Genomic DNA, 16,561 nt, shown 5'->3' with positions numbered 1-16,561 from the left:
CAATAAAGTTTCATTAGTTGTCAGGCCAAAGATAAAACTTTAATACCTAAATTTTAGGTACCCTTTTTTTAATATTTGCCCTTTGTTTTAAAATACCGTTTGCTATGACCGTTAAAAGAATGATACAAGCCCCAACATAGAACATTGGTTTCATTTCCTCTTCTTTACCAAAGATGAACCATGCCAATAAAATACCGTATACAGGTTCCAAATTTGTAGTCAACATGACCGTATACGGGGTAAGTACGCGCATAATTTTTACCGATGCGATAAATGCATAAGCAGTACAAATGATTGCAAGGATCAACAGATAGATCCAATCCATACTGGTTAATTGAACGAGGGACATATTCAAATCACCTTTTATAAGCAATACTACACTTAGAAAAACCACACCAATACCAAGTTCATAAAAGGATATCACAGAAGGTTTATGCGTTTGTACCAGTTTACCGTTGATCAGTGAGAATACCGCGGCTAAAAATGCAGAGATCAAAGCGATAACCATACCATACATATATTGTGTTTCTACCTTAAAAATTAGATAGAGCCCAATAATTACCAACAGACCAAAAAATATCTCATAGGTTATGATTTTACGTTTATACCAAAACGGTTCCATGAGTGCCGTAAAAAAGGCTCCTGTAGACATCATGGCCAAAGCAACGGATACCGTAGATACCTTGATGGCCAAAAAAAAGGTCACCCAATGCAAGGCAACCACTATACCACCAAGCAATAACCAAACAAAAGTTTTTTTGGAGACTTTAATGTTAAATTTAGAAAAGTAGATATATAAAGAAATAAACAATGTAGCAAGCCCCATTCTTGACCATACCAACGGAAGGGAATCTATAGTTATAAGTTTGCCCAAAATTGCGGTAAACCCCCATATAAATACAATGAAATGTAAATGTAGCAGATTTTGTAATCTATCTTTTGGCATTTTGTAGCAGGTAAAAGGCCAAACAACCAAATATTACATTGGGTATGGTTACGGCAAGTAAAGGTGAAAAACCGGATTGCTCTGCAAGGGTACCAAATACCTTGTCAAAAAAGATAAACACAAAGGCCACCAAAATACCAAACGCCAAATTAACACCCATACCCCCTCTCCTTTTGACCGATGAAACCGCAACCGCTATCAATGTTAAAATAAAAGCGGTGAGTGGCAATGCCCATCTTTTATACTTTACAAGTACGTACGTATTGATATTTGAAGCTCCCTTTCTTTTTTGGTCCTTTATAAAGGTATCCAACTCAAAAAGGTTTTTGGTTTCTGCCACATATGATACCGGGGTAAGGTCGCCTATATCAAAGGCAAAAATTGTATCTAACCGTCGTTTACTTTCCAGAATAGCCGTATCGCCAACAATTTTACGCTTTTTGTATGAAGTTAACCTATAATTAGAATCTTTCTCTACCCATCTAATGTTTGCGGCAGAAATCTTGAACTCCAACTCATTGTTCTTATCAAAACGTTCAAAAGTAAAGTTGTGTCCCAATTGCCTGGCAGGGTCAAAACTGCTTACATAGATAAAATCGGTTTCATTGAGCTGATTAAAAATATTGTTTGTTACACGATCTTGCTTGCCTTTTTTAAGGTATTTATATTTAAACTCATTGAACCCAACACTTGCATTGGGCACAATGAACATTGTCATAAAAAACATTACAATAGCAATTAAGGTGGCCCCAATTAGATAAGGTCTTAAAAATCTACTATAGGATACCCCAGAACTTAATATAGCCACAATTTCGGTATTGTTTGCCAACTTTGAGGTAAAGAAAATAACGGACAGAAATAAGAAGATAGGAAACAATAGGTTTCCTATATAAATGGTAAAGTTTACATAATACATTACAATCTCGTTCAGCGGAGCCTCATTGTCTATCATCTTGCCAATTTGCTCAGCCAGGTTCACCATAATACCAATGGGAATGAACAAGAGCAGCATTAACGAAAATGTCGCCAAGTAACGTTTTAATATGTATCTATCTATTATTGAAAGCATTACAGCCTTTTATCCATTTGTTTAACCATCATATCCTTCCACGTTTTAAAATCGCCTTCTATTATATGCCTTCTGGCTTCGCGCACCAACCACATATAGAACCCTAAGTTATGTATTGTTGCAATTTGTTTGCCCAAATATTCATTTGCAGCGAATAAATGTCTTAAATAAGCCTTGGAATACTCACGGTCAACGAATGTGGTTCCCATTTCATCAAGGGGAGAAAAATCATCTTCCCATTTCTTATTCTTAATGTTAATGGTACCATGAGCAGTAAACAACATACCATTTCTAGCGTTTCTGGTAGGCATAACACAGTCGAACATATCTATACCCAACGCTATATTCTCCAAAATATTAATCGGTGTTCCTACCCCCATTAAATACCTTGGTTTATCTTCTGGCAAAATTTCACAGACAACTTCCGTCATTCCGTACATTTCCTCTGCCGGCTCACCCACGGATAGCCCGCCAATAGCATTGCCTTGTGCTCCTGCATTAGCTATATATTCCGCAGACTGTCTTCTTAAATCCTTATAGGTAGAACCTTGTACAATAGGAAAAAAAGTTTGTTCGTAATCATACTCAAATGGAGTTTTTTCCAAATGTTTTATACACCGGTCCAACCACCTATGTGTCATATGCATGGAGCGCTTGGCATAATTATATTCACATGGATAAGGGGTACATTCATCAAAGGCCATTATGATATCCGCACCAATAGTACGTTGAATCTCCATCACATTTTCTGGAGTAAACATATGCATGGAACCATCTATATGGGACTTGAACTTTACCCCTTCCTCTTTTATTTTTCTATTGGCCGATAATGAATATACTTGATAGCCACCGCTATCGGTCAAAATATTCCTGTCCCAGCCCATAAATTCATGAAGACCCCCCGCTTTTTTTAATATATCCGTTTTGGGTCTTAAAAAAAGATGGTAGGTATTGCCTAGAATAATATCTGGATTGATTTCTTCCCTTAATTCTTTTTGGTGTACCCCTTTTACAGAGGCAACGGTACCTACCGGCATAAATATTGGGGTTTCAATAGCACCATGATCTGTTATCATGGTACCTGCCCTAGCCTTGGATTGTGCATCCGTTTTGTGTAATGTAAATTTCAAATTGTCTAAATATAAGTGCAAATATAATGAACTGCACGTGGTAAAAACTTAATAAAAACCAAAGATGTTCATCTAAAAAGCAATAGAAAAAATATAATTAATAACTCAAAAAAATGAAGATCAACCCAAATGCTTTGTTAAACAATAAAGAAATAACCTGCACGTTTTGATGGTATAACGAGAAAGGGAACCTTTGGTATTGTTATTGCTGATGGTTCCTTATAAAAAATGACAAATATGAAAAAAACAGTTTTAGTAGTTTTTATGGCTCTTTCTGGTCTTTATACAATGGCTCAGGGCGAATTTGGTTTAAAGGGAGGTTTAAACTATAGTGCAAACGGCGATTATTTTGAGTCTGCCGGTGACGCTGCCAGAAATCCTGATAGAAATGTGGGATATCATTTAGGGGTTTTCGGTAAGATAGGAGCATCTAAAGTATATGTTAGACCAGAATTGGTCTATACAAAGACAAAATCTGATTATGACGGCAATGATTTTGATATGAGCAAATTAGATGTACCGGTACTTTTGGGCATTAATGTTGTAGGACCATTACATGTATTTGCCGGACCGGCCTTTCAATATATTCTTGACACTGAATTTGACGGAATAACCATTGATGATGTAGAAAATGACTTTTCCGTAGGAATGAATATAGGTGCCGGTGTAAATCTAGGAAAACTAGGTATTGATCTACGTTACGAAAGAGGATTTAGCGATAACGAAGCTTCTTTTATCAATACCAATATTACCAATGTAGGTCCTAGTAGAATTGATACAAGGCCAGACCAGTTGATATTGAGCTTATCCTTGGCACTATAAAATTATTTTAAAAGCATAAAAAAGCCTCCTAAAATTTTAGGAGGCTTTTTTATGCTTAATAATAAGCTGTTACAGATCATTGTCCAAATGATCAGGAATACCATCTTTATCCGTATCTGGAAATTGCACAATTCCTTTGTCATCTTTCACGATAACACCATTAATCTTAATTTCATCGATAGTAGGTATACCATCATTATCATCATCAGAATCATTATAATTTGGTAAATAAACGGTTAAACCTTCCAAATCATCATCCGTATTATCGTCGTTTAAATTTCCGTTACCGTTAAGATCTTCTTGAATGGAAGGTATTCCATCCCCATCAAAATCAAAATCCGGTTCGTAGGCAAAAGCATCAATCTTAAAAATTAACGGACTATATTTTGGAGCAACTGACAACCTGTTTTGTAAATCATCAAAATAACCTAGGGCAGAAGGTATAAAAATGGCACCAATTCCATAACCATCATACGTAACCGTACCATCACCTACTTCAATAGGTCCCTGTCCTGTTTGAAAATTTTTCATTCCATTACCAAATCCCCTTACAACCCCAGAAAGGTTAAAAACCGTTGGTTGGTTGGTAGATGCATCGAACAACGTTCCATCCAACAGCGATCCTTCATAACGGATAATAACATTATCACCAATTGTAGGCTTACCCTCCTTGATTCCCTGTCTTACGACCAGTGTATACAATTTAACGGTCATTACCTCATCATCATCCCTGCCAAAATCCGAAGACGCCACGGTAAAGGTTTCGGTAATTAAATTTTTACTGTCAAAAATGGATTCCTTTCCCTCATTATCGCCTGCTATGGTATCAAATTTAATTTTGTAATCAAAACCATCTGGCGGAGTTTCAAACTCCTCTTCATTGTAGAAATGTGTTTTTAAAAATTCAATGATTTCTGCATCGTCCTCTACCGCTACCTCACTAAGTAATCTTGGCGGTACAATTTCCCCAATAGGGTCATCATCCTTCTTACAGGAACTTATAACAAAAAAACCGGCAATTAATAAATAGGCATATTTCAAATTCATCAAAAATCTTATTTAAGCGCGCAAGATACAATTTTCCCCTATTTTTGTTGAGAAGTTAACAAAGAATTGTAGCAACATGCGCATAGATAAATTCTTATGGAGCACCCGTTATTTCAAGACCAGGAACATTGCCTCTACGGCATGTAAAAAAGGGCATGTCAAAATAAATGGCCAAACGGTTAAGCCTGGTAGGGAAGTTTACCCAATGGATGATATTATAGTACGCAAAAACCAGATAGATTTTAAATTAACCGTACTGGATATTCCTAAAAGCAGGGTTGGTGCAAAGTTGGTAGACATTTACCGTAAGGATACTACACCTAAAGAGGCTTTTGAACATAACGAGCTTTTGCAATATTCCAAGGATTATTACCGTAAAAAAGGTATAGGACGGCCCACCAAGAAAGACCGGCGTGAAATTGATGAGTTTTTGGACGCCCCTGAGTTAGGCGATACCTCAGAAAGACCAGGAGCCTTAAATACACCCAAAGACGAAGAAGAATAAGAATACTTTTAAAAACAATAGTATCTTTATTACTTATAGATAAATTGCATGGAACACACAATACTCTCCCATTTACAGATCAAGCATAAAATTGAGCGAATTGCCTATCAGATCTATGAAGCAAACGTTTCTGAAGAAGAAATTATCATTGCCGGCATTGAAGGTGGCGGGTTAAATTTTGCAAAAAAAATTGCGACAACCCTCCGCAAGATAACGACGGCCAAAATTACACTATGCAAGGTAATGATGGATAAAAAGAATCCTTTACAAAGTGGAGTATCCACTTCTATTGATGAAAAGGAATTCATGAACAAATCCGTAGTAATTGTAGATGATGTCCTTAACTCCGGCACTACATTGATCTATGGCGTGCATCATTTTTTAAAAACCCCATTAAAACAATTGAAAACCGCCGTTCTTGTGAACAGAAACCATAAAAAATATCCTGTAAAAGCAGATTATAAGGGCATTTCATTATCAACGTCACTTCAAGAGCATGTAAACGTACATTTTGAAACCAAGAACGATCGGGTCTATTTAGACTAACATACCAATGATTTCTTCTGCCAACGCGGAAGGTGTACGTTGATTGCCCTTTATTTTCTGATGGGCCATGTTATAAAAGTAGCTACGCTCAAATAAGTGCTTACCAATAAACTGTTGCACTTCTTCATTGGCAAGATGGGCGATCATAGGTCTATGCTCCTTTTCCTGCTTTAGCCTATTTGTAAGTTCGTCTATATGGATATTTAAATAAAATGAATTTTTGGTTTGCTGGTTTACCAATTGCATATTATCACCAAAACAAGGTGTACCACCGCCCAATGAAAGCACAAAACTATCTTTCCGTAAAAAAATATCAGCAAGATATTCACGTTCCTTTTTTCTGAAATAAAGCTCTCCACGTTCTCTGAATATATTTGCAACGGTCATTTTTTCCTGCTCCTCTATATACTCGTCCAAGTCTAAAAAATTAATACCTAAATGGTTAGCAACAATTCTACCTATGGTAGTCTTTCCACTGCCCATGTACCCCAGCAATACTATTTTCATATTCTCCATTTGCGCAAAATTGAACTAAAATAAAGGGATTTCAAAAAAAAATGAATTTATCTTGAAAAGGGTTTGCATAATAAAGTAATCGACTTATATTTGCACCCGCATTGAGGGAAATAATCTTGATATGTTTTAGACCTGGTAGCTCAGTTGGTAGAGCATCTCCCTTTTAAGGAGAGGGTCCTGGGTTCGAGCCCCAGCCAGGTCACCAGTAAATAGTAGCCTCTTCAACAAAAAGAGGCTTTTTTATTGCAACATGTGACCTTTTTTTTTTGGAATTGGAATACATGATTTTGTTCTTTTTATTTTGACCTGGTAGCTCAGTTGGTAGAGCATCTCCCTTTTAAGGAGAGGGTCCTGGGTTCGAGCCCCAGCCAGGTCACTTTATCTCCCTGTACAGCAACCTTCTTAAAAGGTTTTTTTTACCCGGCAAGCTACATTACTACCATTGATATTTGAAAATCTGCGCTCTAGCATTGGACCAGGTAAACTTGTTTATAATAGTATAATCTTACCTAAAAAGTTATTGTACTCTATTGATTATAGGAAACGAAAATCCTTTAGCAACTATTTAAAAATAGTGAACAGAAATATTAATCCGCATACTAATCCTAAGGCTTACACCTTACTTATTTTTATACAATCTAAATTTAAATACATGAATATCAGCAATTTAAATTGTTTCTAAAACAACTGAAATTTATATTGGAGAGAATTTAAAATGATTTGTTATGTCGATAAGATTAGGTAATAGCTGTATTAATTGTGAAAATTTATTGGAAGGCAACACCTGTAAAGTACATGGTGTCAAGGTAGGCAATAGTTATACGTGCGATAGTTTTGATATGAAGGCCGCTTTAAAGGACGATACTAACTGTATAACCTGTGTACGGTACGAATCTAGCGATTGTGCCAATCCGCAAAAGGCAGCCCCTGGTATGTCATGTAGCCATTGGGCACCACAAAACGCAACTGCATAGCGTAAAAAAAATTAAAAACAATTAATTAAAAAGGTCGGCTGTATTAGCCGACCTTTTTAATATTAACAGTATAGGATTGATCATTTAAGCCTCACAACTTGCACATTCTTTCTTTTGTTTGAACTTCTGCGCCGCGTTCATACTATGCTGATAGTATAATGACTTAAGACCTAGTTTCCAAGCCGTTACATGAATTTTATTGATTTCCTTAACAGGCATGTCCGGATGTACAATAATATTTACGGATTGTCCCTGATCAATATGGTTCTGACGATTTGCCGCTTGGTATATAATATCCATCTGGTCTATCTCTGAATAAGTTTTGAAAACATCTTTCTCCAGATCCGAAAGGAAATCCAAATGCTGAACAGACCCATCACGATCACGGATACTATGCCATACTTCTGTAGTATTTTTGCCCTTTTCCTCTAAAAGCTCCATTAAGAACGGATTCTTGATGGTAGTCTTTACTTTGGCTATGTCCTTTACATAAATATTTGACCATATAGGCTCTATACCTTGCGATACCTGCCCTAGGATAAAGGCAGATGATGTGGTTGGTGCAATTGCGTTCAGGGTTGCATTTCTTCTACCATAACCTTTAAGCACTTCTGGCTCACCAAATTTAACGGCCAGCTTCTCTGATGCCTTGTACGATCGCTCTTTAATACTTTTGAAAATCTCACTATTTAAATTATAGGCTTCTTGACTGTTGAAAGGCAAACGTTTTGATTGAAGTAAGGAATGCCATCCAAGAACACCAAGACCCAAGGATCGGTTATCCTTTGCAAAATTATATGCACGTTCCATAAAGAGGAAGGTCTGCTTGTCCTCTCTACTATCAGAATCACGGTAACGTTCCAATTTCTCAATAAATTCTGTAATGACCGCATCTAAGAAATAAACCATAGTTTCCACAGCATCTGTATTCTTCCACTTGTCATAGTGTAATACGTTTACCGAAGATAATACACAAACAAAAGACCAATTATCATTTGAAGGCAACATGATTTCCGTACACAGGTTACTTGCGTAGATAGGCAAATTCTTGTCCTTATACACATCTGCAGCACCATTATTGGCATTATCGCTAAAGAACACATAAGGGTACCCCATTTCTCCTCTTCGTTGCAACACCTTTGCCCATATTGAACGTTTTTCGGTATCCCCGTCGATCATTTGTTGCATCCATTCATTGGTAACGGTAACACCATGGGTAAGTTCTTGAATTGGGTTACCTTCCGTCCCTATCTCCAAAAATTCCTTAATATCCGGATGCTCTATAGGCAAGTACGGTGAAAATCGACCTCGACGCACCGAACCTTGGCTTACAACATCTACCATAGACTCAAAAAGCTGCATGATATGCACGGCCCCAGATGCTTGTCCGTTATTTTTTACTTCTGCGCCACGGTGTCTTATTTTACCAAAATAACCAGAAGTTCCGCCTCCTAGTTTGGACATCATACCAACTTCTGATTGGGTATAAAGAATATTACCCATATCATCGCCAATATGTGAACCAAAACAACTGATCGGTAGACCTCTTTCCTTTCCAAAATTGGACCAAACGGGAGATGCCAATGAGAAAAAACCTTCTGACATATAGCCATAAAATTTATCCGAGAAACCGGGCATTCCCAATAATTGTTCCGCCCTATCAGCAATTTCGCGTATACGCTGTTCTGCCGTGACCCCTTTGGTCAAATAACCGGAATTTAAAAAATTCAAGCTATGGTCCGTAAGCCATTCAAATCCGCCTTTTGGCTCTTTTTTACTGTTTTTCAGTGCTTCTTTTCTTGCCTGTACAAGTTGTTCGCTTTCTGAAATTGTTCCTTTAATCTGTGGTGTAGTGTTTAATTCGTTCATTTAAAAAAGGTCGTCACTAGTTATACTTTGGGTTCTTTTACTATAATTGATGGAGCGTTTTACGAAAAAATCGCCATGTTTGGTGCCAATGATCTCATCATCGAACCATTCTGTTTCGGCCAATAATTTTTCGTCGACCTCAAATATTTTATCGATACCAATACTTTTAAGAGAATTGTTAAATCGATTTTTTATGAATTCATTAATGACCGCCTTAGGCAAAAAGTCTAATTCACCTTTTTCAAAAATCCAATCTACCACTTCACTCTCAGCGGTAAATGCTTTATGGCACATGTCCTGTATCATGTTATGGTATTCCTCATTGAACCATGATGGATTTTCTTCCTTAATGATCTTAATGATATCAATTCCAAAATCTCCATGAATCTGTTCCTCCTTTGAGGTAGCCTCCACTACGTTAGAGATACCCTTGAACATATTCTTATACTTATTAAAAGCCATTATGATCAAAAATTGTGAGAATAGGGAAACATGCTCAATGAACAGTGAGAACAACAATACGGACTCAGCATACTCTCTATTATCCAAACTTTTGGAATTTTTCAGAGCGGTTTCCAAATAATGAACACGCTTCATCATTACCGGCTTTTTCTTCAAGTTCTTGAACTCGGCGTTTAACCCCAAGATTTCAAGTAGGTGAGAATAGGCATCTGCATGGCGCACTTCACTTTCCGCAAATGTTGCCCCAACAGAACCAATTTCAGGTTTGGGCATTTTATGGTAGATATCTCCCCAAAAACTTTTGACCGCAACCTCTATTTGCGATATAGCCAACATGGTATTCTTTAAGGCGCTTCTTTCCGCATCTTGTAGGCCGGTCTTAAAATCCTGGATATCACTGGTAAAGTTAAATTCCGTATGGATCCAATATGAATGACGAATTGCAGGTACATATTCATATAACTGAGGATATTCATATGGTTTTAAGTTAATACGCTTTTCAAAGATGTTTAATTTTCTCTTTTGTGCCTGTTCATTTCTATACAGGATATAGGCTTTGGCCACATCAAAAAAGCCGCTTTCCATTAACCTGTTTTCCACAAAATCCTGCACTTCCTCAATGGTAGGCACATAACCTTCATCACGTGCTTTACGCTCTAAAAGTGAGGCATACACACTATTGGCGATCTTTTCCGCATCTCCCGGCCCACCATGCTCAACAGCAGTCATGGCTTTTAAAATGGCATCGGTAATTTTGTGAAGTTGAAAAGTTTTCTTGGTAGAATCGCGCTTAATAAGATGTGTAATTGTCATTGTATATTATATAAGAATTGGTACTTAAGAGAAGTGTAAAGGTCGCAACATATTTCGCTCATTTTTCAGTAAATGGATTTAGGTTTTCCACACTTTATTAACAAATTCTTAATATTGGCCCAAACACAATGAATTTTAGATTGTTAGCTAATTGAAAAAAAAGTCACTGAAAGTCAATGCCCTATAAATTGTTGATGTAAAGTATTTTTTGATGTTTAGGCCCTTAATACATTAACGATAATACAGGGCATTTCATCGAATCTGGTCACAAAAAAAAAGCCTTAATCACACAACCGGATTAAGGCTTTTTCAAAAAATACAACCTAAACAACCAAACAAAATCTTACTAAAATTTATCTTCTAAAATTTTATAATACCTATGATTTTAAAAATGTATTATCTCCTAATTTTTATATGCATTAATTTAAAATTCCTTTTCCCAGAATTAACTATAATTCACTTCCCCTTCTTGTCCTTTATGTGCCATAAACGGAATATTTAAAATCGTCTGCATAATAATATGTACGGTAGAGCTTATAATTTTCCTGGCCGTTTGTTTTGAGACCTTTCTATCCATACGGGCAATTCTGGCTCCATTGACAATTTTAAAGTCCGAATTCTTTACAATCTTCACCAAATCTTTGTAATCCGTAAAATCTGATGTAATCTGAGCATTCAAAAAACCAACATAACGCGTACTTTGATCTTGTAAAAGATGTTCAACTCCCAAGCTAATGGCCTCGTCATTATCAAGGTTATGACCTTGACATACCTTTATAATCCCAGAATATTTATCCTGCAAACTATCTAATATGGGCTGGGTTTGGTCAGCACTTCCTTGGTTAACAAAACAAATATGATATCCTAAATCTTGAAATGGCATGTTTATGAACGTGGTACTCAATAGTTCATCCTCTACATCCTGACAAGGTACAACGATACCTACTTGGTCATTCCTATACATTTGTTCATTAGGAGCATTGTTAATAGAACAGGTATTAATATCCAATACTTGTGCAATTTTTTTAGAAATATCATCAAGACCAAAGGGTTTCTTCATAAAATAATCCACACCAGGTCCTAAATTGGCACTGGCAATCTGCTCATAGGATTCCTCTAACATTATTATAACCGGGGTCTTGGAATTATGTACAAAACGTATGTGTCTTAAAACATTTAGACCGAATAAGCCAGGCATATTGATATCCACAAGAATTAAATCTGGATTTTCCTTATGAAAAAGTGCTATACCCTCTTCACCTTCATGAGTAGTAATAACCTCATACCCTAAAAGGGATAAGTGCCTTTCTAAAAAAAGTAAAACATGAGTATCGTTATCTATTGCTAAAATTTTCATAGTAATTAGGTTTAATGATAAGATTTGGAACCGATACAAAATTAATCAATAGCATAGCCTAGATGGAGCCATGAAAGGTAGTATGCGGATTACTGTAGACGAATGACATTTTTGCATCGGTGGTTGATTATGAGGAAAGTGTACAATAAACCTATCTTTGTTTTGTTATATTTTCTTACAATTAACAATTAATGCAAAAGACAAATGTCTTACTTATACTGGCACTTTTTATTGGAGTCGCATTCCATGGTTCTAGCATATTCTTTACGCTAGAAACTACATATGATGCATTGATTCATCTATTCTTTGCGGACCATTATGCCAATAGCTGGTTTGAACCATGGGATTACCGGTGGTATACCGGTTTTACCGTACAGGCCTACCCTCCGTTGGTACATCAAAGCATTGCGGCATTATCCTATATAGGTGGACTAAAGTTTGGAATGTTTACCATAGCTATAATTGGTATAATACTCTTTATAACAGGTGCTTACAGATATGCCCTTTTAATGACTGGAAGTCGTAAGATTGCAGGATACACTGCCCTATTGGCGGTATTTTCATCGACCTTTGTAGAGACATTACATATTTTTGGGCAATTGCCAAGTATTTTGGCACTTTCAATCTTACTACATGCCCTACCCGAAATTTATTTATGGATAAAAACCGGTAAACTTAGGTATCTAGCTACGAGCTTGTCATTAATTTCGGTAACGGTTACATCCCATCATGTTACCCCTATTTTTGGCATGGTATTCTTTATTTTTCCATTAATAGGTATGGTAATAATGGATGCAAGTAAAGATCAAGTGGATCATGTAAAATCCATAACCTTCAAAATATTTTTTAAACAATTTAAAAAATTATTCTGGCGCATAGTAGGTTTTGGTTTTGGCTCGTTATTATTGTTCATATTCTGTATACTGCCTTACTGGATCAATTCCAAAAAAAATCCTATTACCCAAGTACCAATACCGCATGGTTCACGTGATAATTTTTTAGAGGTGACCTCATCTGGCTTGGTCTTTTTTTTAATTCCTTGGGGGATATTGTTATTTATACTACCCTATATCTTCTATAGATACTTTAGCAAGCGGTATTTATTCTTTGGGTTATCGTTTACCGCACTGACCATTTTGGGAACCGGTGGCACTACTCCGGTACCCCTTTTGGTCCTAGGGGAAACCGCTTTTAATATTTTGACCCTAGACCGTTTTACGCTTTGGGCCACGATAATGGCACTACCTATATTTGGCGAGTTCATGTATAGGTTTGTAGAAGGAGACCTAAAGGCAAACTTACAGTATCGTTTTGGCGCGGTATACCATAGAATATTAGGTGGTCTTTTGGCTGGAGGTATATTGGCCATGGTCATTTTTACCATGAGTCTAAATTACTTTAGGCCTTCACAACCTCAGAAAATAAACATGTTACCTATCGTCAATTTTTTAAGCCAGGATATGCATGACCATTGGCGCTATTTACCCTTAGGGTTTGGTGATCAAATGGCATGGTTGTCCGCACAGACCAATGCCATGACGGTCGATGGTAACTATCATTCCGCAAGAAGGCTTCCAGAACTAACTACAAGGCCTATAGAAAGATTGGAAAATTCAAAATTTAGGGGTGTTCAAGGAATTGGCTCCCTCCAGCAATTTTTGACCGTTCCTGAAAAGTATAATTTGAAATATATTTTCTCCAATGATAAGTTTTATGATCCCCTGCTCTATTTCTGTGGCTGGCAAAGACTGCAACAGTTAGAAAACGGAATCATGGTCTGGGAGAAATTAAATGTACCCCCAATTCCTGCAATAATTGAAAAGGAAGATGTTTCTGTACTACTCAAGATTATGTGGAGTACTATTCCGCTATTAACCGTAATCATTGCCTTTATTATCAATATACAGATGGCTTGGTTTAGAATGTTAAAGTCCAGACCTTTAGTACAGGGCGTATTTTTAAACTACGAATTACGTTATCAAAAATTTTCTAGGACATTGGTCAATATCAGCCATGTTTGGGCATTACTACTTCTATTGGTTTTAGGTTTTGGAATGTATCATTTCTACCTATCTAACGCCACACAAATATCCCCAAAGAACGTAATTGTTTCCTATTATGATGCCCTTGATTTTAAAGAGTTTAATAGGGCTCACGCTTATTTAAACCCAGATAGCAATGTAGGTATTGCCCAATATATGTTAGAAGTTTCCGTAACGGATGGTATTTTAAGTTCATATGCCAAATTAGATTCCATAGGGGTTGAACTTTTTAATGAAACCCAAACTGCCGCAAGAGCCAAAGTCTTAACACATTGGGTTACACCGTTAGAGAAAATAGAAAAACTTTACGAGCATGACCTGGTCAAAAAAAATGGCAAATGGTATATTAATCCAGATACATTTGACAATGACCTGCCTCCAGATCAGCTATTATCTTCTAACGGTACATCATTCTTTAATCATGGAAGAAGACGAATTACCACACAACAGACCAATCATGAAGATGTATTAAAACAGCCAACACTTGAAATTTTAACCGCCAAATTGGTAAAGAACAAAGGTAGTTACAGTATAATAGGTGAGTTACAAAATGTAGATAACGTACCTTCTGATGTAGTTCTTAAAGCAAGCCTTTACAACGATCAAAATACCGAGCTTGCCAGTTATAATGGCAAATACCAGATGAAACATAAATTAATGCCCAAGGAAACGACCACTTTTAGAATAGATTTTGAAGGAATTGCGTGGTCATCTACCAAGGACACCTTGCCACCAACTTTTGATCCAGATGAATTTACACCGATAGATTTTCTGGAACAGCCCACAAAATTTAACATTCAGTGCGCAGGTAATGTGGCAAATACTGATCTTTATAAAGAAATAACCATTCAGGAAGTTGAACTTAACCCTAGCGTTATATCAGGCGCACTTTTTAATTCAGGTATTCAAGAGGTAACCATTCCCCAATTATTGGTCTCATATTATTCAGATGCAAAAGAATTACTATGGGTAGAGCATCATTTTTTGACCGAGGGTGTACGTATTCAGCGAAAGCAATTTTTTGAGTTTGAGCCCAAAGACCTTACAGGGCTTGTTGTAATAAATTCTAGTTTGGAAAACTGTTTTATAAACGGTATGCCTAACAAAACAGTAATGGAAAATGCCATTCCAAATAGGGATAAAGGGCACGCCATTGAGCAACTGCAACCTTTAAGGGGAGAAGGGTATTCGTATATGAAAATTGAAGTGAACGGTTATATTGGAAATCCTAAGTAATTTGAAAAAAAGTTTTTACATAGTTGCAATTTTATTCGTTATAGTTGGATGCAAGCATAGTACACATGATACTCCCCCTGCCCTAACTAAAATTTCCCTATTGCCGTACAATAAAGTAATAGCGGCGGGTGAACCTTTTCAGTTACGTTTTAAAGGAAATCTAGACCATCGGTTAAAATTAGTGGTAAGAAACAGTTTGGGTATTACTGTGCTAACCCCTAAAATTAATAATGATCAATTCCTATTTGACTTTCCAAAACACCTCATTAGAAAATCCGGAATATGCCATTGGAGTTTGGTGCATAATGCCAAAGTTCTAAATGAAGGAGCTTTTGACATTACACCCAATACAGCGTTAAAAACCCATATAGAATCTTATTTGGGCCCTAGGAGCATCACTGCCGTTGCTACAGACTTTTCCATGCATGTAATATCACCCACTGATGCCTATGACAACCCATTATCCCAAGGAACCGAAGTTATAAGCACCTTTCAATTTCAAGATAAAATTAATACGACTACTTTAGAAATCAATAATCTTTTGGCATGGACCTCAATTTATGCCCCTACCCAAGCCGGTAGAATTTTAGTAACCTCTAGTTGTAACGCTAGTAGTTCCAAAGAACTTACAACAATTGTATATCCAGGAAATGGTACCAATTTTAAAATTGATTTTCAACGAAACCACAGTTTTGCGGACGGCAACCAAATTATAACATTTTTCACCAGTGATATAAAGGATGTAAATAACAATGTAATCAGTGATGGTACTTTGGTCCATTTTTTGGCCACAAACTCCAAAGGGCTGCAATTAAGCGCAAACGGAACAACTTTGAACGGGGTGGCGAATGCACGTTTTCTTCACCCTAACGAAGAAGATACTTGGAGCGTAAAAGCATATATTACCGGTGCAGCAGTAAGTAGCCCGTTAAATGTTTCTTTTACAGCAGCTATTAAGGATTATGACATAACACCGTCCAAAACCGGTCGTACAATAACCGTAGAAAACATTTTAAGTTTTATGGACCAGATTGTCCCAGATGGCTTACCAGTTACCTTACAACTTTATGATGAACAGGGTGTTTATATCACTATAATTAGGGAAACTTCACGACTGGGAAAAATTGGGTTTGCTCTGCCCCAGGAATATTTTAAATCCGGCAACTACAAAATTAAAGCCAACGTGGCCGGTATTGTTAAAGAACAAATGATTACACTGGAATGAAA

14 protein-coding genes and 2 tRNA genes are annotated in these 16,561 nt (G+C 36.7%); 8 read left to right on the top strand and 8 right to left on the bottom strand.

The features are described 5' to 3' along the window. Positions 1-46: 46 nt before the first annotated feature. The 3 genes from Q2T41_RS16000 to tgt are packed head-to-tail and all read right to left on the bottom strand — an operon-like array spanning position 47 to position 3,145. Positions 47-946 carry a DMT family transporter gene (locus Q2T41_RS16000; RefSeq protein WP_304436901.1) on the bottom strand — a complete coding sequence of 300 codons (900 nt, stop codon included), beginning with the start codon at positions 944-946 and terminating at the stop codon, positions 47-49. Next, a complete protein-coding gene (locus tag Q2T41_RS15995) occupies positions 933-2,015 on the bottom strand; it encodes an LptF/LptG family permease (protein WP_304436900.1) in 1,083 nt (360 codons plus the stop codon). Before Q2T41_RS15995 ends, Q2T41_RS16000 begins: the two co-directional genes overlap by 14 nt. Next, the gene (gene tgt, locus Q2T41_RS15990; protein ID WP_304436899.1) at positions 2,015-3,145 is read right to left on the bottom strand and encodes a tRNA guanosine(34) transglycosylase Tgt; all 1,131 of its coding nucleotides are present in this window, start codon (positions 3,143-3,145) and stop codon (positions 2,015-2,017) included. The genes Q2T41_RS15995 and tgt overlap by 1 nt, the downstream gene beginning before the upstream one ends. A 237-nt stretch (positions 3,146-3,382) precedes the next feature. Here tgt and Q2T41_RS15985 point away from each other — a divergent pair, with 237 nt between their 5' ends. Further along, positions 3,383-3,967 (top strand): porin family protein, encoded by a 585-nt coding sequence (locus Q2T41_RS15985; protein WP_304436898.1) that lies wholly within the window; start codon positions 3,383-3,385, stop codon positions 3,965-3,967. Positions 3,968-4,036: 69 nt separating this feature from the next. Here Q2T41_RS15985 and Q2T41_RS15980 read toward each other — a convergent pair whose 3' ends face one another. After that, a complete protein-coding gene (locus tag Q2T41_RS15980; RefSeq protein WP_304436897.1) occupies positions 4,037-5,014 on the bottom strand; it encodes an FKBP-type peptidyl-prolyl cis-trans isomerase in 978 nt (325 codons plus the stop codon). 76 nt (positions 5,015-5,090) lie between these two features. Here Q2T41_RS15980 and Q2T41_RS15975 point away from each other — a divergent pair, with 76 nt between their 5' ends. Next, entirely contained in the window at positions 5,091-5,519 is a 429-nt protein-coding gene (locus tag Q2T41_RS15975; RefSeq protein WP_304436896.1) for an RNA-binding S4 domain-containing protein, read from the top strand. 48 nt (positions 5,520-5,567) lie between these two features. After that, on the top strand, positions 5,568-6,065 hold the full coding sequence (locus tag Q2T41_RS15970; protein ID WP_089261970.1) for a phosphoribosyltransferase family protein: 498 nt from the start codon (positions 5,568-5,570) through the stop codon (positions 6,063-6,065). Here the strand turns inward: Q2T41_RS15970 and Q2T41_RS15965 are convergent. After that, positions 6,057-6,572: a shikimate kinase gene (locus Q2T41_RS15965; protein WP_304436895.1), complete on the bottom strand. Its 516-nt coding sequence runs from the start codon at positions 6,570-6,572 to the stop codon at positions 6,057-6,059. The genes Q2T41_RS15970 and Q2T41_RS15965 overlap by 9 nt on opposite strands. A gap of 138 nt (positions 6,573-6,710) precedes the next feature. Here Q2T41_RS15965 and Q2T41_RS15960 point away from each other — a divergent pair. The 3 genes from Q2T41_RS15960 to Q2T41_RS15950 all read left to right on the top strand — a co-directional run bounded on the left by Q2T41_RS15960 (position 6,711) and on the right by Q2T41_RS15950 (position 7,555). After that, positions 6,711-6,786 (top strand) — tRNA-Lys (locus Q2T41_RS15960). Between the two features lie 98 nt (positions 6,787-6,884). Continuing rightward, positions 6,885-6,957, top strand: a tRNA-Lys gene (locus tag Q2T41_RS15955). 349 nt (positions 6,958-7,306) lie between these two features. Continuing rightward, the gene (locus tag Q2T41_RS15950; RefSeq protein ID WP_144805372.1) at positions 7,307-7,555 is read left to right on the top strand and encodes a hypothetical protein; all 249 of its coding nucleotides are present in this window, start codon (positions 7,307-7,309) and stop codon (positions 7,553-7,555) included. Between the two features lie 84 nt (positions 7,556-7,639). On the opposite strand, the gene Q2T41_RS15945 is transcribed toward Q2T41_RS15950, so the two are convergent. The 3 genes from Q2T41_RS15945 to Q2T41_RS15935 form a co-directional block, all read right to left on the bottom strand. Further along, on the bottom strand, positions 7,640-9,424 hold the full coding sequence (locus Q2T41_RS15945; RefSeq protein ID WP_304436894.1) for a ribonucleoside-diphosphate reductase subunit alpha: 1,785 nt from the start codon (positions 9,422-9,424) through the stop codon (positions 7,640-7,642). Then, positions 9,425-10,699: a ribonucleotide-diphosphate reductase subunit beta gene (locus Q2T41_RS15940; RefSeq protein ID WP_089261976.1), complete on the bottom strand. Its 1,275-nt coding sequence runs from the start codon at positions 10,697-10,699 to the stop codon at positions 9,425-9,427. A gap of 445 nt (positions 10,700-11,144) precedes the next feature. Next, the gene (locus Q2T41_RS15935; protein ID WP_304436893.1) at positions 11,145-12,056 is read right to left on the bottom strand and encodes a response regulator; all 912 of its coding nucleotides are present in this window, start codon (positions 12,054-12,056) and stop codon (positions 11,145-11,147) included. A gap of 191 nt (positions 12,057-12,247) precedes the next feature. Here Q2T41_RS15935 and Q2T41_RS15930 point away from each other — a divergent pair, with 191 nt between their 5' ends. Further along, positions 12,248-15,334, top strand: coding sequence for a hypothetical protein (locus Q2T41_RS15930; RefSeq protein WP_304436892.1), 3,087 nt, complete (start codon positions 12,248-12,250; stop codon positions 15,332-15,334). A 1-nt stretch (position 15,335) separates the two neighbouring features. After that, on the top strand, positions 15,336-16,559 hold the full coding sequence (locus Q2T41_RS15925) for a hypothetical protein (RefSeq protein ID WP_304436891.1): 1,224 nt from the start codon (positions 15,336-15,338) through the stop codon (positions 16,557-16,559). Positions 16,560-16,561: the final 2 nt, after the last annotated feature.

It is taken from the genome of Maribacter confluentis, assembly GCF_030505015.1.
Lineage (GTDB): Bacteria > Bacteroidota > Bacteroidia > Flavobacteriales > Flavobacteriaceae > Maribacter > Maribacter sedimenticola.
This window is presented reverse-complemented; position numbering and strand designations above follow the sequence as displayed.

Bases quoted from the DNA above. Each gene is read 5' to 3' on its own strand.
- Q2T41_RS16000 (WP_304436901.1), bottom strand. From the start codon at position 946: ATGCCAAAAGATAGATTACAAAATCTGCTACATTTACATTTCATTGTA.
- Q2T41_RS15995 (WP_304436900.1), bottom strand. From the start codon at position 2,015: ATGCTTTCAATAATAGATAGATACATATTAAAACGTTACTTGGCGACA.
- Q2T41_RS15985 (WP_304436898.1), top strand. From the start codon at position 3,383: ATGAAAAAAACAGTTTTAGTAGTTTTTATGGCTCTTTCTGGTCTTTAT.
- Q2T41_RS15980 (WP_304436897.1), bottom strand. From the start codon at position 5,014: ATGAATTTGAAATATGCCTATTTATTAATTGCCGGTTTTTTTGTTATA.
- Q2T41_RS15975 (WP_304436896.1), top strand. From the start codon at position 5,091: ATGCGCATAGATAAATTCTTATGGAGCACCCGTTATTTCAAGACCAGG.
- Q2T41_RS15970 (WP_089261970.1), top strand. From the start codon at position 5,568: ATGGAACACACAATACTCTCCCATTTACAGATCAAGCATAAAATTGAG.
- Q2T41_RS15965 (WP_304436895.1), bottom strand. From the start codon at position 6,572: ATGAAAATAGTATTGCTGGGGTACATGGGCAGTGGAAAGACTACCATA.
- Q2T41_RS15950 (WP_144805372.1), top strand. From the start codon at position 7,307: ATGTCGATAAGATTAGGTAATAGCTGTATTAATTGTGAAAATTTATTG.
- Q2T41_RS15945 (WP_304436894.1), bottom strand. From the start codon at position 9,424: ATGAACGAATTAAACACTACACCACAGATTAAAGGAACAATTTCAGAA.
- Q2T41_RS15940 (WP_089261976.1), bottom strand. From the start codon at position 10,699: ATGACAATTACACATCTTATTAAGCGCGATTCTACCAAGAAAACTTTT.
- Q2T41_RS15935 (WP_304436893.1), bottom strand. From the start codon at position 12,056: ATGAAAATTTTAGCAATAGATAACGATACTCATGTTTTACTTTTTTTA.
- Q2T41_RS15930 (WP_304436892.1), top strand. From the start codon at position 12,248: ATGCAAAAGACAAATGTCTTACTTATACTGGCACTTTTTATTGGAGTC.